This window comes from Alistipes shahii WAL 8301 (assembly GCF_025145845.1).
GTDB classification, from domain to species: domain Bacteria; phylum Bacteroidota; class Bacteroidia; order Bacteroidales; family Rikenellaceae; genus Alistipes; species Alistipes shahii.
On the sequence record NZ_CP102253.1, the window covers coordinates 3618373 to 3633333 of the forward strand.

7 protein-coding genes and 3 pseudogenes are annotated in these 14961 nt (G+C 59.2%); 9 read left to right on the forward strand and 1 reads right to left on the reverse strand.

Going from position 1 to position 14961, the window contains the following annotated elements:
* Nucleotides 1-55: 55 nt before the first annotated feature.
* The 3 genes from NQ492_RS15335 (at nucleotide 56) to NQ492_RS15345 (ending at nucleotide 5277) form a co-directional block, all read left to right on the forward strand.
* A complete protein-coding gene (locus NQ492_RS15335) occupies nucleotides 56-1636 on the forward strand; it encodes a sodium:solute symporter (protein ID WP_044053978.1) in 1581 nt (526 codons plus the stop codon).
* A gap of 1 nt (nucleotide 1637) precedes the next feature.
* A complete protein-coding gene (locus NQ492_RS15340; RefSeq protein WP_015546133.1) occupies nucleotides 1638-2666 on the forward strand; it encodes a glycoside hydrolase family 130 protein in 1029 nt (342 codons plus the stop codon).
* 148 nt (nucleotides 2667-2814) lie between these two features.
* Entirely contained in the window at nucleotides 2815-5277 is a 2463-nt protein-coding gene (locus tag NQ492_RS15345; protein WP_259873306.1) for a SusC/RagA family TonB-linked outer membrane protein, read from the forward strand.
* Between the two features lie 234 nt (nucleotides 5278-5511).
* Here the strand turns inward: NQ492_RS15345 and NQ492_RS15350 are convergent.
* A pseudogene (locus tag NQ492_RS15350) lies at nucleotides 5512-6450 on the reverse strand (IS256 family transposase, variant Zn-binding type); the annotation flags it as partial.
* 146 nt (nucleotides 6451-6596) lie between these two features.
* On the opposite strand from NQ492_RS15350, the pseudogene NQ492_RS15355 reads away from it, so the two are divergent.
* From NQ492_RS15355 to NQ492_RS15380, 6 genes and pseudogenes are all read left to right on the forward strand, one after another.
* Nucleotides 6597-7280, forward strand: a pseudogene (locus tag NQ492_RS15355) (SusC/RagA family TonB-linked outer membrane protein); the annotation flags it as partial.
* Between the two features lie 12 nt (nucleotides 7281-7292).
* The gene (locus NQ492_RS15360; RefSeq protein ID WP_015546134.1) at nucleotides 7293-8810 is read left to right on the forward strand and encodes a RagB/SusD family nutrient uptake outer membrane protein; all 1518 of its coding nucleotides are present in this window, start codon (nucleotides 7293-7295) and stop codon (nucleotides 8808-8810) included.
* A 22-nt stretch (nucleotides 8811-8832) separates the two neighbouring features.
* Nucleotides 8833-10440, forward strand: a complete 1608-nt coding sequence (locus NQ492_RS15365) for a hypothetical protein (RefSeq protein WP_015546135.1) — start codon at nucleotides 8833-8835, stop codon at nucleotides 10438-10440.
* Between the two features lie 55 nt (nucleotides 10441-10495).
* Nucleotides 10496-11977: a hypothetical protein gene (locus NQ492_RS15370; RefSeq protein WP_015546136.1), complete on the forward strand. Its 1482-nt coding sequence runs from the start codon at nucleotides 10496-10498 to the stop codon at nucleotides 11975-11977.
* A 2-nt stretch (nucleotides 11978-11979) separates the two neighbouring features.
* Nucleotides 11980-13444, forward strand: a pseudogene (locus tag NQ492_RS15375) (hypothetical protein).
* A gap of 16 nt (nucleotides 13445-13460) precedes the next feature.
* Nucleotides 13461-14630, forward strand: coding sequence for a glycoside hydrolase family 26 protein (locus NQ492_RS15380; protein ID WP_044053980.1), 1170 nt, complete (start codon nucleotides 13461-13463; stop codon nucleotides 14628-14630).
* Nucleotides 14631-14961 lie beyond the last annotated feature (331 nt).

Here is a 14961-nt window from a genome sequence, read left to right on the forward strand (position 1 = left end):
GTAAATTTTCGGGTACATATCTTTGCATTAGTAAAAAAATCCTAAAACGACTTACATGAATTCGATTGCGATTAATTTTGTCGACTGCGCGATTATCGTCCTTTACCTTATATTTATAATATGGTGGGGATTGCGCAACGGCAAGAGTTCCGACGCCGGGTCCTATTTTCTGGCCGGCCGCACGATGCCGTGGTGGATCGTGGGTCTGTCGCTTTTCGCCGCGAGCATCTCCAGTACGACGCTCATCGGCCAGTCGGACGACGCCTACCACACCGGAGTGGCCGTGTTCAACTACAACCTCACAGGTGTCGTGGTGATGGTGTTTTTCGCCACGTTCCTGCTGCCGCTCTACATCCGTTCGGGGATATTCACGATTCCCGAGTTTCTCGAACGACGCTTCGACAAGCGGTCGCGCTACTACTTTTCCGGAATCTGCATCGTGGGCAACATCTTTCTCGATGCGGCCGGGGCGCTGTATGCCGCCGCGCTGATCATCAAGTTGTTGTTCCCGGAGGCGGACTTGCAGCTCATCATCATCATCTTCGCCGTGCTGGCGGCTTCGTACACCATTCCGGGCGGTCTTTCGTCGGCGATCAACGCCGAGCTGATCCAGGCGGTGATTCTGATCGTCGGGTCGGTGATCCTGACGGGAGCCTGCTTCGCCAACGGCGGGTTCGACTACCTCGCGTCGCTGTTCGAAAGCGGCGACATGAGCGTCAGACTGATTCGCCCGCTGACCGATACGGCCACGCCCTGGCTGGGGCTGATCGTCGGCATGCCGGTGCTGGGCATCTATTTCTGGGCCAACAACCAGACGCTCGTACAGCGCGTGTTGAGCGCGCGGAGCGTCGACGAGGGCCGCAAAGGGGTGATGTTCGCCGGAGCGCTGACGCTGGCCACCCTGTTCATCATCGTCTTTCCGGGCGTTATCGCCCGCCATCTCTTCCCGGGCATCGAGAAACCCGACATGATCTATCCGACGATGGTGCTGCGCCTGTTGCCCACAGGGTTGCTGGGGATCATGCTTTCGGCGCTGCTCGCCGCGCTGACGTCGACGCTGAGCGCCATTCTGAACTCCACGTCGACGCTCTTCACGATGGATTTCTACGCCAAGATCGACAAGCGGGCCGACGAGCGCAAGCTGGTGCGCGTCGGCAAGCTGGCTTCGCTGGTCATCATCGTGATCGCCGCCCTCTGGGCTCCGCAGATCGGACGTTTCGGTTCGCTGCTCAAATATTACCAGGAGATGCTCTCCTACATTGCGCCTCCCGTCGTGGCGGCTTTCCTGATGGGCGTTTTCTCGCGCCGCGCCAACGGGCGGGGAGCCTTTGCGGGGCTGATCGCCGGACTGGTCGTCGCGGCGGCGATGCTCCTCTGGCGCACGGAGATCTTCGGCGGGATGCACTTTCTGCTGATCGTGCCGTTCCTGCTGGTCTTCAGCCTGTCGGTGATCTGGGCCGTAAGCCGTACGGCTCCCGCGCCCCGGCCCGACAAACTGATCGACACGACCTTTTCGGCGGCGGATTTCCGGGCTGAAACCCGCTCGCTCGCGGAGGTTTCCTGGTGGCGCAACTACCGCGTATGGGGCGGAGTGCTGCTGGTTCTGTGTATGCTTATTCTCATAATATTCCGTTGATATGAAACTGAAGAAATACGAAAAAAATCCGATCATCGCTCCCAATCCGGCCAATGCCTGGGAGAATCTCGTAACCTGCAACCCGGGGGTCATCTACGACGACGGCCGGTTTTACATGCTCTACCGCGCCGCCGGCGACGACAAGGAACATGTCATCCGTTTGGGGCTGGCCGTCAGCGAGAACGGCTTCGACTTCCGCCGTGTCGGCGATTCGCCGGTATTCGGTCCCAGCGCGGACGGTCCCGACGGAGGGTGCGTCGAAGATCCGCGCATCGTGAAGTTCGACAATGAGTTTTACATTACCTACGCCTACCGCGCCCATGCCCCCGGGCAGTACTGGACTTTCGCGCACGACGTGGTGCGTCTGCCCCGATGCGGAGCTTATGCGCCGGCCGCCATGGCGCAGAATCTGGGAAATACGGGGCTTGCCGTGACGACCGACTTCCGGAATTTCCACCGGCTGGGGCGGCTTACGTCGCCCGTGCTCGACGATCGGGACGTGATCCTTTTCCCGGAGAAAATCGGCGGGAAGTTCGCCATGATGCACCGTCCCAAACAGTTCGTGGGCGAACATTACGGGGTGAAATACCCTTCGATCTGGCTGAAGTTCTCCGACGACCTGCTGGCATGGGAGGACAAGCCCAGCCATCTGCTTATCGCCGGCCGCGAAGGAACCTGGGAGGAGAAGATCGGCGGAAGCACGCCGCCGATCCTGACCGAGGCGGGGTGGCTGACGCTCTACCACGGGGTAGCCGACGGAGGCACGGCCGAATACCGCGTCGGGGCGCTGCTGCTCGACCGGGAGAATCCGCTGCGGGTGCTGGCCCGGACGCCGGAACCGATCCTCGAACCCGAATTTTTCTATGAAACCGAAGGTTTTTACAGCCATTGCGTCTTCCCGACCGGCAATGTGGTCGTCGACGGCGTGCTGTACGTCTATTACGGCGGAGCGGACAAATATGTAGGCGTTGCGACCTGCCGGCTGGAGGAATTATTAAATTATTTGACGGAGAAATGCCGTTGCGAATAGCCCTTTTGCGGTTTGTTTTCATAAAAGTATAATCAATCAGCGATTTTCTAAAACAGTTCTTCCGTAGCAGCATGTTACTTTGCAGTGTCCGGTGCAGTTCCCGGAACCGCCCCGGACCGTATCAATAAACTACTCTAATCTAAAACTTATGAAAATGAAATTTTACCTGATCGTTCTCTCCCTGCTGGCGGTCTGCCTGTGGGGGACGGGAGACGTCCGCGCCCAGTCCGCATCACGGAGCATGACCGTGACGGGCAAGGTCGTGGATCAGAACGGCGCCGCCGTAACGGGCGCGTCGGTTGTCGTCGTCGGCACGACGAAAGGAACCACAACCGGGGCCGACGGAGCCTTTTCATTGACCGGAGTGGCTTCGGACGCCCGCCTTGCCGTCAATTTCATCGGCTATAAAACGCAGACGGTGGAGGTCGGCGGCCGCACCTCTTTCAACATCGTGCTGGTCGAGGAGGCCACGGCCGTGGACGAAGTGGTGGTCGTGGGTTACGGACAGGTCAAGAAGAGCGACCTGACGGGTTCCGTGGCCTCGGTCAAGGCCGAGAAACTCACCGACATCCCGGCCAACTCGATCGACGGGCTGTTGCAGGGCCGCGTGGCCGGCGTGCAGGTGGTCAACTCCTCGCAGGACCCCGGCGCCTCGTCGACGGTCCGCATCCGCGGCAACTCGTCGCTCAACGGTTCGAACGCTCCGCTGGTGGTCATCGACGGATTCCCCTGGGGCGATGCCGGCGACCTGAAACAAATCAACCCGCAGGACATCGTTTCGATGGAGGTGCTCAAGGATGCCTCGGCATCGGCCATCTACGGTTCGCGCGGCGCCAACGGCGTGATCCTCATCACCACGCGCAAGGCGCAGGAGAACGTGACGCGCATCACGCTGCGCCAGCAGACGACCGTTTCGGGATTCAGCTCCGAGCTGAACCTCTGGCGCGATCCCGTGCTGATGGCGATGCTCTCGAACGAAAGCAGCATCAACGCCGGACTGACGCCGACCTACATCGGTGCGACCAATGCCAACGGCGTCTATTATCCCTCGATTGCGGAGTTGCAGACGACCTGGACGACCAACACGCGCTGGGACGACCTGGTCTTCCGCCCGACGCCCGTGTCGAACAACACCACCGTACAGGTGCAGAGCAGCAACGACCGCACGATGTTCCAGGCCAGCGCCAACTACTACCTCGACAACGGCATGTACATCGAGGACACCTACCGCAAATACGGCGGTAATTTCTCGGTCGAGCACAAGCTGCTGGACAACCTGCGCATGAAGGCCAGCGCCAACATCACCAGCAACAAGCGTCACAACAACGGCGGACTGGCCTACTGGCGCAACCCGATCTTCCCGGTCTACGACGACAACGGCGATTACTGGCTGTACGGTGCCCAGGACTATTCGCATCCGCTGGCCCTGACCAATTTGCAGAAGAACGATTCGAAGGGGTTAGACATCATCTCGTTCGCTTCGGTGAACTGGGACGTGCTTCCCTGCCTGAACGTCATGGCGCAGTTCAACTACAAGCACGGCGAACAGATCACCGACAAATATTTCCCGAAGAAGTATTCCGAGACGGGCGTGTTCAACGACGGTTACGGGTCGATCGACAACTGGAAGGACGACAACATCGTTTTCGAGGCTTACGCCACGTTCGATCGGACCTTTGCTGAAAAGCACCGGCTGACGGTGATGGGCGGTTACTCTTACGAGAACTACCAGTCGCGCAGTTCGTCGCTGGCCGCCAAGGGCTTCATCAACGAATCGCTGGGCAACGAGAACCTCGCCGCGGGCGATTCGGAGACCTATTCGATCGGCAACGGCTCCTACAAGACCGAGCTGGTCTCGGCCCTCACGCGTATCAACTACACGTTCGACAACCGGTTCCTCTTCACCTTCACGGCCCGCGCCGACGGTTCTTCGAAATTCGGCTCCAACAACAAGTGGGCCTTCTTCCCCTCGGGGGCGTTCAGCTGGAAGATGCACGAGGAGCGGTTCATCCGGAACCTGAACGTTTTCGACGTGCTGAAGATCCGCGCCTCCTACGGTATTTCGGGCAACCAGGGTATTTCGGCCTACCAGACGCTGAGCCGCTACGGACAGCACAAGTATTTCAACGGAGGCAAGTGGGTGACGGCCATCGGACCCGGCTATCAGTCGGGCACCACGGGGCAGGACGGCATCTATGCGCTTTGGAGCGGCATCCCGAACAAGGGGCTGAAATGGGAGACCACCGCGCAGGTCGACCTCGGACTGGACATGTCGTTCTTCGGCAACCGTCTGAACGTGACTTTCGACTGGTACGACAAGCGCACCTCGGACCTGCTGCGCGAGCGCAACATCGCGCCTTCGTCGGGTTACGACAAGATGTGGGTCAACGACGGCGAGATCCGCAACCGCGGCATCGAACTGACGATCGACGGCGTGGCGTTCCAGAACCGCGACTGGCGCATGGGCGGCACCTTCGTCTTCTCGCGCAACCGCAACAAGGTGCTCAGCCTCGGAAACGCCGTGCAGACCGGCCTGAGAACCGACCTGCGCACCGGCATGCAGTATGAATATTTGGCGTATAGGTCATTTCGGGTGCTAAAATCGTTGTAATACTGGTGTCTGTCAGTATGATATGACCATTCAAAACTTTTGAACACATATTTGATGCGAGCGCTTTCGCTCTATAGGTCAAAACGGGTGCTGAAAATGGCACCCGTTTTTGGTGGATTCATCTGTATTTTGTTATTTTGCATTGCGGCTTAAAGCGTAACGGAGCTCTGCTGGGGAGCACCTCCGCCAGGAATAAAGCCGTCCAATATGCATAATGCGATTCAGGAGATGGCCTTAGCGGTTGTCTCCTTTTTCATTATGCAATTTGGCATATGCCAAGAAAAACCCGTTCATCATCCGCTTGCGGTTTTCCTCAATCATTCCCGGATGATTCCGCAAGGCTTTCTTCATGTCGGTGAATGTGCCTTCGATCATATTGTTTGTGTTGGGCATACCTCTGACTTTCTCGTATGTAAACAAAAAAGGAAGGTAGGTCGATATGCTGACCATGGCAGATCTGAGCCGTTGATGGGTATATATCGTGCGTCCGGTAATCTCGTTGACCGTCTTTTCTTTCAGGAAGTCATGCCATTTCCTCTTCCATTTCTCAAATGCACTGACGAATGCACTTTCATTCATGTCTTTTAGACGGTATGCAAGATCCAATAACTCCTTTCCTGCCTCAAGTTGCGGATTCTTGGTCAGTTTTCTTCTTATTATCGCCACCATGTGGAACTGGCACATCTGTATTCTGTATTCCGAAAGGACGGTAAACAGCTTTTGAAAACCATCAATGACAATCCCCTGAATGGCATACCCGCATCCTACTATATGTTTCACAGCGTCCTCGTAATCACTGATGTGCTCGTGGGCGATATGCTTCATGTAAAGAAGTCTGCCGCTTCCGCTTTCCAGAGCCAGCAGCACTCCTGTATTGCGCCCAAAATACGTGGCGTCGAGATGTATCACACCGCTTCCTTTGATCCTAGGCTGTTCCCAGCTGAACGAAATGGAGGCAAGCCGACGTGTCACGGTCGAAGCACTGAGACCTGTAGTTTCACTGATCTGGGCTATTGTCTGCTTGCCGTGCAGGTACATCTCCCAGATGTCTTCTTTTGTAAAATCACGCCCGCCGCTGAAGCGGCGTCCACAAACCATGCACTTGTATCGTTGGACGCTTTTGCGTTTTCCGTCCTTCTTTACAATGGGGGAATTGCATGTCGGGCATTTTTTTGTTCATAATGCAATTTCTATATTTTCAAATGCCAAAATATACTGAAAATCAAATAGAATGCCACGCTATCGGCACCCGTTTTGACCTATAGCGTGGCGTTTTCCTGTTTTTGAGGCGTTTCAGCACCCGTTTTGACTAATAAGTCGAATATTACGGCAACCAGAGCGAACAGTTCCGCGCCTATACGAATATCCTCGCCGTAGGGCAGCCGATGTACGTCTTTTACGGATACAGGACCGACGGCATCGTGCAGTCGCTGGCCGAGGGCCTGAGCGCCGGCCTTTCGGGCGACGACGCCCAGCCGGGTGAGTTCAAGTATGTGGATATTTACGACGGCGACGGATTGGAGACCGTCGACGAGAACGACATGTGCATCATCGGCGACCCGAATCCCGACTGGATGGCCTCGCTGGGCATCGACGTTTCGTGGCGTCGTTTCGACTTCAGCATCTTCTTCAACGGCGTCTTCGGCAACGACGTGCTGAACACCAAGCGTTTCGACCAGCCGAGCAATATGCCGATGCGCTGGACGGCCGACAATCCGACCAATTCCTACCCGCGGCTGAACGCCAACCGCCAGACCAAGCTCTCCGACTGGTGGGTCGAGGACGGTTCGTTCGTGCGCATCCAGACCATGACGTTGGGATATTCGATCCCCTTCTCGAAGAAGGATGCGGCACGCAAGATACGCCTCTACGTCAGTGCCGACAATCTCTATACCTTCACCGGCTTCGAGGGCTACGATCCCGAAGTGGGGATGACGGGTATCTATTCGGGCGGCTATCCGCGCCTGCGCAAATGGACGTTCGGAGCCGACTTCACCTTCTAAACATTGCCAACCATGAAAATCAAACACCTTATACTTGCGTTCGGGGGAGCCTCTCTCCTGGCGGCCTGCAATCTGGACGAGTATCCCTACGGCTTCTACTCCGAGGACAACTTCTACAAGACGGAGGCGGACGCCGAGTCGGCCGTGAACTATATCTACGACGCGATCAATTACATCGAATATTCGCGTTCGATCGTCTTCCTGGGCGACATGAACACCGACGACATGGAGCCGAAAGGCGACGCCGCGGCGGCCAACAAGGAGCTGGACGGATGGAAGATCAACAATTTCAAGACCAACACCACGCTCGGCAATTTCTACAAGTACTCCTACATCACGATCAACCGTGCCAACGCCGTGATCAAGAAGGTGCCGGGAATGAACATCGACGAGGGCCGCAGGAACCGCTTCCTCGGCGAGGCCTATTTCATGCGCGCCTATTCGTATTTCAACCTCGCGCGCAACTTCGGCTGCGTGCCCGTCCACACGACGCCTGTCGAGACGCTCGAAGATACGGCCGTCCCCGCCGCCGAGTCGCTCGACGCCATGTGGAAGCTCGTCATCGAGGACTTCAAGACCGCCGGTACGCTGCTGCCGTTCTTCGCGGCGCCCGAAACGGGCCGTGCGGACCGCGCCGCGGCCTACGGAATGCTGGCCAAGGCTTATCTCTACATCGCGTCGGCCAAGGAGCACGGCGTGCCCCAGTACGCCGCCATGTCGCACGACGTGGACGAATACTATGCCGAGGCGGTGAAATACGCCGGACTGGTGGTCGACAATCCCGAGCAGACGGTCTTCCGTTTCGACGACAACCTGCTCGATATTTACGACGTCGAGCGGCCGGCCGGACCCGAGCATATCTTCATCATGTCGATGGACCGCACGGGAGAATCGGAGGGGCAGTATTCGAAGATCTCGAAGATGTACCTGCCCTATGTTTCGGGAGCCACGATCTATCTCAAGCAGGGCGATTCCGACCAGATGGTCCCGACCCACGACGGCTGGGGCGAGTACCGGACCGCGCTGTCGTTCTACGATGCGTTCGCCTCGGGCGACCGCCGTCACGACTGGCTGATCGTCGACAAGGTGTACGACGCCGCGGGCAATGTGGTGGCTTCGACGGCCGACGGCAAACTGAACTATCCGTTCTGCCGCAAATTCATCGACCCGAATTTCTCGGGAGACAAAACCTCCACGCGTCCCTACCTGCTCCGCTATTCGGACGTCGCATTGACCTATGCCGAAGCTGCCGGACCTACGGTCAAGGCGTATGAACTGGTGAACTTCATCCGCAACCGCGCCGGGCTGGGCGATCTGGAGCCGGGGCTGGACAAGGAGACGTTCCGGGAGCGCGTGATGGACGAGCGCCGTTTCGAACTGGCTTTCGAGGGAAACCGCTGCTATGACCTGCGCCGCTGGAACCGCCTGCACACGGACATCGCCGAAGCCAAGGGACAGGGGTTGAGCGCCGAGCAGATGGTGTTCTATCCGATCCCGTCCGTCGAGTCCGACCTGAACCCGAATCTTTAACCTTTTAAGAAAACGCAGAATTATGAACAAGCTGAAATATTTGCTGAGCGCTTTCGTCCTGCTGTGCTTCGCATCCTGCAAGGACGATCCGTGGGAAGATGTCGCCGACGGCGGCTGGAACCACGAGCGGTCGATCATCGACGTCAAGTTCGAGGGTCAGGCCGGAACGCCGACCATCACGGAGACCGATTCCGAAACGGGCGTCATCGAGCTGCAACTGGCGTCGGACATGGTCGCGGACATGTCGAAGGTCCGGGTCGAAACGCTGACGCTCTCCTATAAGGCCACGGCCAATGTCGCCTCGGGCGGGACGATCGACTTCACGAAGGGCGATCCGCAGATCGTCGTGACCTCTCCCAACGGCGAATCGCGCACCTATACGCTCGAAATGACCGAGTTCACGGAGACGCTGACCGGAACGTATACGATCAGCAACCTCTGGGTCTACGGAGGCACGGGCGCCGCTTACGACTGTACGAAGCTCTACAAACCCGCCGACAAGTCGTGGTGCTGGAACGGCGAAGGCCGGGGACCCGCCGCCGAGATGGACAACTATCTGGTGTTCACGCTCGGAGAGATCCTCGCCGACGGCAATACGACCGGAACCTGCATGAACTGGGCCGGCGAGGACGCCAAAAACTGGGACTGCGTCTTTGCCGGGGCGTCGAACCCCGACACCGGAAAGCCGGTGGACCTGACGCAGTTCTACCGTCAGATTCCCAAGGGCGAAAGCACCTGGCTGCGCAACTATTCCGACGGGACGATCACCTTCACCGATGCCGACGGGAACAAGACCTCCTGCACGCTCGTGCCGAAGGGCACCTACCAGATGCCCAATGTGCCGCCGATTCCGCTGACGCTCGAATCCGAGGCCTTCAAATTCAACCTGAAAGGCACGGAGGACTGGAACAACACCTACAACGATTACGGGGTCTTCGCCCGCAATCCGGTGACGTATTACATCGAGATCGTGAAGCAGCCGGCCGGTTTCGAGGTTCCCGAGGCGTCGAAGACGATCGAGGAGCCGGTCGATCCCGAACCGGAACCGGAGCCAGATCCGGAGGAGACCTCGCTCGCCGGAACCTACTCCGTAGGCCGTCTGACGGTCTACGGCGGTTCGGCCGACCCCGCGTTCGTCAACCCGGTGGACAAGAGCTGGGTGTGGGACGATTCGATCGGGAAGGAGTCCGACAACATCCTGGCAATGACCGCCACGGGCACCGACGACGCCGGCCGCGAGACGGGCGAGTGCGAATACCTGCCCGGTGAGGACGGCGGATACTGGAATTACATCCTCAAAGCCGACTATAACAAGGAGGGAACGGGCGCTCTCGACCTGACCAAATATTACGGCCTGCTGCCCCACGGCAAAAGCGCCTACGTATATGACGCCGAAGCCGGAACCGTGGTGTTCACCTCGGGAATCGTCTCCATCACGGCGAAGCTCCTGCGGGAGGGGGATTACAGCTACGGCTCCTCGACGCTCAGCGTTCCCGGAATCGCCTTCGACTTCGCTCTGCCCGGGCAGACGACGCAGGGGGCCTATCCCTGGACCGATTACGACCGGTTCGCCGTCGGGCCGCGCAACTACGTGATGCTCTTCAACAAGCAGGCGGAAGCCGGCGAATGATCCGATAACGTCCGCATGCAGGTCCGGCCTGCATGCGGACTTATAACCGATGCCTATGAAAAACTTCGGAAACCTTCTGCTCGCATGCATGGCGGCGCTGCTGGGGGCCTGTGCGGGAGAATCCGCCGGGAAATGCGACGCCGTGGTGCGTATCGACGCCGACAGCGTCGTCAATCGCGGCTATATCGGCAACGGGGTCCAGTGGGACCCTTATGCCCTCGATTACGGACAGGGGCGCGTCGAAATCAGCGATGCCGACTGGGCGAAACTCTATGCCCGGCTCGATTTCATGCGGCCGGCCTTTATCCGCGTGATGACCAACACGACCTCGGTCGTGCGCAACGGACGGCTCGATCGCATGCGCGGATTCGAACACCTCTCGCACATACTCGGCTACTGCCAGTCGCACGGCGTGACGGTGATGTTCGGCGACTGGGGCGGATCGCTCATGGACGCCCGGGCCGGGACGGTCAACCGCACGCTGCTGGACCACGCCGCGGCCTATGTCGCCTGGCTGGTCGGCGAAAAGGGCTATGACTGCATCCGTTACTACAACCTCGTCAACGAACCCAACGGCTTCTGGTCGGCGGCCGACGGCGATTTCGACCTGTGGGCGAAGGCCGTGAGTTATTTCCGCGGGCGGCTCGACGCCGAGGGGCTTGCCGGGAAAGTGGAGCTGGTCGGTCCCGACGCCGCGATCTGGGGACCCGAAGAGGCGTGGTGGGTGAGCCGCAGCCGCGATGAGCTGGGCGACAGGATCGGCCTGTACGACATCCACACCTATCCGTCGAAATGCACGGTCAACTCGGGGGAGTACACCCGTATCCTGGAGGCTTACCGCAGGGAGGTTCCCGCCGGGAAGAAGATCGTGATGGGGGAGATCGGCTTCAAGTTCGTCGAGCCGGCCGATTCGCTTTTGCAGGCCGAGAACCTGCGCCGGGCCGCAGCGCATCCGAACGCCTCGACGGACGATTCGCAGATGTTCGTATACGACCCTATGTACGGCACGGACATGGCCGATGCGTTGTTCCAGACGATTCATGCGGGCTATTCGGGCTGCATCGCGTGGATGCTCGACGATGCGATGCACTTCAAGGAGGCGCCCGACAAACTCAAGATATGGGGTTTCTGGAACATCTTCGGCGACGAGATTTTCGGAGCCGGCGAGGAACGGGTGCGCCCGTGGTATTATGCCTGGTCGCTGCTGTGCCGCACGCTGCGGCCGGGAAGCGACTTCTTCGCAGCCAACGTGCGGGGTGCCGCAGGGGTCAAGGCCGTCGCCGCCGTGAAAGACGGACGGCGCACCGTCGCCGTCGTGAACGTGTCGCGCGAACCGCGCCGCGTGCGGATCGAGTGTCCGGGCTGGGAGCGGTTCAGGCAGGCAACCCGCTATCGCTACGGCGAGGGGCTGATGCGCACGGAGGGCGACCACACGCTGTTGCCCGACGCCACCGGCCTGCGGATTGATTTCCGCTCCGGCGCGGAGTACGATATGCCCGGAGAGTCGATGATTTTACTGACCGAACAAAACGATTGATTATGAAAAGATTTCTGACACCCGCGCTTGCCGCGGCCGTACTGTTCTCCGCCTGCGATGCGGGGCAGGCCCTCCGGGTCGAAGTGACCGACCGGGTCTTCAGTTCGGATTACGTCGGCAACGGCGTCGAGTGGGACCCTTACGACGAAGCCGAAGCGTGGGGCGCGGAGGTGAGCGACGCCGATTGGGCGAAGCTCTCCGAACGCCTCGATTTCATGCGCCCGGGTTATGTGCGCTGCATGATCAACAGCCCCTACCGCTATTACGATGCCGCGACGGGCCGTTACGACCGCATGCGCAACCTCGCGTCGCTCCGCCGCCTGCTGCAATATTGTCAGGACAACGGCATCACGGTGGCCTACGGTGAATACAATCCGCCGACGTGGGCGATGAAGGATTCGCAGCAATGGGTGGAGATGTCGGTCGATTACCTGAATTTTCTGGTCTGCGACCTCGGGTTCGACTGCATCCGCCATTTCATCATCTTCAACGAACCCGACGGCAACTGGGCCTCGACCGATGGCGATTACGACCTGTGGCGCTCGATGGCGCAGCGTTTCGACGCCGAAATGGCCCGGTATCCGGACCTGAAACGAAAGGTGTCGCTTGCGGCGCCCGACGTGGTGATGAGTTACAAAAACCCGGCGTCGGAGTACGACACGGCGGGATGGGTGGCCCGGAGCGCGCAGGACCTCGGCGCGCAGATCGGCATCTACGACGTGCATGCCTATCCCGGCCAGCACGAGGTGCGCAGCGGGGCTTACGCCGAAAAGCTGCGCCGAAGTTCCGGCCGGGAAAAAACTGATTCTCGGCGAGGCCGGGTACAAGTACTCGGCGCCGGAGGATTCGCTGCTGAAAGCCGAGTACGACCGTCGGGTCGCCGGGCATCCCTTCACCAAAGGCTCGGACTGCAACATGCTCTGCTACGACTATTTCTACGGGCTGGATATGCCGCTGCTGGCGATGGAGGTGATGAACAACGGCCTTTCGGGGGTGGCGGCGTGGATGCTCGACGACGCCATGCATTCGAACGGCGATTCGGGCCGCACGGAGGACGTGAAGATCTGGGGAATGTGGAACATCCTCGGCGAGGAGGTCTTCGGCGACGCTTCGCAGGAGGAACTGCGGCCCTGGTACTACACCTGGTCGCTGATGTGCCGTCATTTTCCCGCCGGGTGCGACATCCTCGCCTGCGAGGTCCCGCAGCGCGAGGGGCTGCGCGTGGCGGCAGCCCGCAAGGATGCGGCATACAGCGTCGCTGCGGTCAACTTCTCGCAGGAGCCGTGCACCCTTGAGATTGTCCTGCCCGGAGACTTTGCCGGAGGCGTTCTTTACCGTTATACGGAGAGCGACCGGGCGTGCGACGCAAACGGATTTCCCGCACCGTGCGAACGCGGCATTGCGGGGAAGCGTTTCCGCACGACGGTTCCCGCCGAAAGCTTCGTTCTGTTGACCAATGTCGAATAATCAAATACCTGAAACCATGAAAAGAATTCCGTTTGTGTTATTGGCGCTGCTGCTTTCCGGCGTGGCGTGCAGCGATGACAGCGAAGGGCCGAAAAAGGAGGGGGAGAGCGATCCCGTGACCCTCACGCTGTCGGACCCGAATGCCACCGAAGAGACCAAAGCGCTCTATTCGAACCTCTGGGCCATCCAGAGCAAGGGGTTCATGTTCGGTCACCACGATGACCTGATGTACGGCCGCACGTGGTACGGCACCGAAGGCGGTTCCGACACGAAGGCCGTCTGCGGCGACTATCCCGCCGTATACAGTTTCGATTTTGCGGAGCATATCGACGATCGCCACGCTTCGGACCCGGATGCCCAGGCGCTGCGGCTGCGCTGCTGCCGGGAGGCTTACGACCGCGGCATGGTGCTCACGTCGTGCATTCACATCAACAATCCGCTTACCGGCGGCGATTCGTGGGACAACTCCAGCAATCGGGTGGCCGCAGAGATTCTGACGGAGGGCAGCGCCACGAATAGGACTTTCAAGGAGTGGCTCGACCGCCTGGCCGACATCGCACACAACCTGCGGGGCAGCGACGGCAAGCTGATTCCCGTGATTTTCCGCCCGTTCCACGAACATACGCAGACCTGGTCCTGGTGGGGCGCGTCGTGCACGACGACCGAAGAGTTCGTCAACCTGTGGAAATTCACGGTGAAGTATCTGCGCGACACGAAGGGCGTGCATAATTTCATCTACGCCATCTCCCCGCAGATGGACAGCGCGAAGACCGTCGATGACTTCTACTTCCGCTGGCCGGGCGACGAATGGGTCGATTTCGTAGGCATGGACTGCTATCAGGGTATCAACAATGCGGTTTTCGTGACGAATCTGAAAGCCATTTCGAAGGTTTCGCTGGCCAAACTCAAGCCGTGCGGCGTAACCGAGACGGGCGTCGAAGGCTTCACGGCGACCGACTACTGGACCACGAACATCCATGCTCCGCTGACGGGACGCCGTGTGAGCATGGTGGTGACGTGGCGCAACAAGTACGACCCGATGGAGAGCGGGACGCACTATTTCTCGGTGTTCCCCGGGCACCCTTCGGAGCGTGATTTCGTGAAGATGTACAATCAGGAGAACTCTTTCTTTTGCAGCGACCTGCCCGATATGTACACCCCGGCGGAAAATGTGACGGTGCTGTAATTTGCGAAATATCAATATGCCTGCAAGGGGTTGCCTTTCCGGAGGCACCCCTTGTTCGGTAAGGCAGAGGGGAGCGGCAGGCTTCTCCAACCGGGACCCGGCGAACGTCTTTCCCGAAGGAGCGGAGCAGGCCGGGGAACGGACCGATGGATCGGGGCAGCGGGTCGGCGGACCCGTCAGGCGGAATATTCCCGAAAACAGCCTCCCGAAAAGTTTCGATAAAAAACCCGCCGGTTTCGTTTCGAATCCCGGAATTTTTTCATAGATTTGTAATCGGACGGCCCGGGGACCGCCCGGCCGGATTCCGGCGCAACGATTAAACCGAAAAAAT

Bases quoted from the DNA above. Each gene is read 5' to 3' on its own strand.
- NQ492_RS15335 (WP_044053978.1), top strand. From the start codon at position 56: ATGAATTCGATTGCGATTAATTTTGTCGACTGCGCGATTATCGTCCTT.
- NQ492_RS15340 (WP_015546133.1), top strand. From the start codon at position 1,638: ATGAAACTGAAGAAATACGAAAAAAATCCGATCATCGCTCCCAATCCG.
- NQ492_RS15345 (WP_259873306.1), top strand. From the start codon at position 2,815: ATGAAAATGAAATTTTACCTGATCGTTCTCTCCCTGCTGGCGGTCTGC.
- NQ492_RS15360 (WP_015546134.1), top strand. From the start codon at position 7,293: ATGAAAATCAAACACCTTATACTTGCGTTCGGGGGAGCCTCTCTCCTG.
- NQ492_RS15365 (WP_015546135.1), top strand. From the start codon at position 8,833: ATGAACAAGCTGAAATATTTGCTGAGCGCTTTCGTCCTGCTGTGCTTC.
- NQ492_RS15370 (WP_015546136.1), top strand. From the start codon at position 10,496: ATGAAAAACTTCGGAAACCTTCTGCTCGCATGCATGGCGGCGCTGCTG.
- NQ492_RS15380 (WP_044053980.1), top strand. From the start codon at position 13,461: ATGAAAAGAATTCCGTTTGTGTTATTGGCGCTGCTGCTTTCCGGCGTG.